General features: G+C 75.4%; 1 protein-coding gene. It reads left to right on the forward strand.

What is annotated here, in order from left to right:
• Window positions 1–1,050: M24B family metallopeptidase (locus AC1MIR_RS26310; RefSeq protein ID WP_480031188.1), on the forward strand; the 1,050-nt coding region annotated here is incomplete at both ends.

A 1,050-nucleotide genomic window follows, 5' to 3' on the forward strand; every position in this document is an offset into this window, starting at 1 on the left:
CCACCCCCGCCGCGCGGCGCCCGCGGGGCGCGCGCGGCGCGGCGCGGGAGGCGCTTTCGGGCCAAAACCTGCGGGGGGCCCCGGAGGGGACGCCGGCCTGGATCGCCCGCCGCCGGCGCGCGGCCGGCGCCGAGGTGGTGGCCGGCGAGGACCCCTGCCGCCTGCCGCGCGCCTGCAAGAATCCGCGGGAGCAGGACGGTGCCCGCGCTGCGCACCAGCGCGACGCCGTGGCGCTGGCGCGGTTTCTCGCCTGGTTCGCCGGTGGGCCGCGTGACGGGCTGACGGAAATGCGCGCCGCGGAAAAACTGCTGGCGCTGCGGGCGGAGGGCGCGCGCTTCGTCGCCGAAAGCTTTCCCGCCAGCGCCGGCGCCGGCGAGCACGGCGCCATCGTGCATTACCGCGCGACCGAGGCCACCGACCGCCCGATCCGCCCCGACGAAGCCTTCCTGATCGATTCCGGCGCGCAGTACCGGGACGGGACCACGGACGTGACGCGCACGCTGTGGACCGGGCCGGGCGCGCCGCCGGCCGAGCTTCGCGAACGCTACACCCGCGTGCTGCAGGGCCACCTGGCGCTGGCCGCGACCCGCTTCCCCGAGGGCGTCGCCGGCCCACATCTCGACGCCATCGCGCGGCGGCCGCTGTGGGAGGCGGGGCTCGACTACGACCACGGCACCGGCCACGGCATCGGCAGTTTTCTGAGCGTGCACGAAGGCCCCGCAGGCATCAGCCGCGCGGCGAAGCCGGTGCCGCTGAAGCCCGGCATGATTCTTTCGGACGAGCCGGGATTCTACGAGCCCGGCGCCTACGGCATCCGCATCGAGAATCTTTTGCTGGTGCGGCCCGCGCCGGCGATGCCGGGCGGCCGCAAGCCGTTCCTGGAATTCGAGGTGCTGACGCTCGCGCCCTACGAGCGCGCGCTGATCGCGGTGGACATGCTGACGCCGGCCGAGCGCGCGCAGGTGGACGCCTATCATGCGCGCGTGCTGTCCGAGATTGGCCCGCTGGTGGATGCGGCGACGCGGGCGTGGCTGGAGCAGGCCTGCGCGG

This window comes from Falsiroseomonas sp. RANM36 (assembly GCF_056682175.1).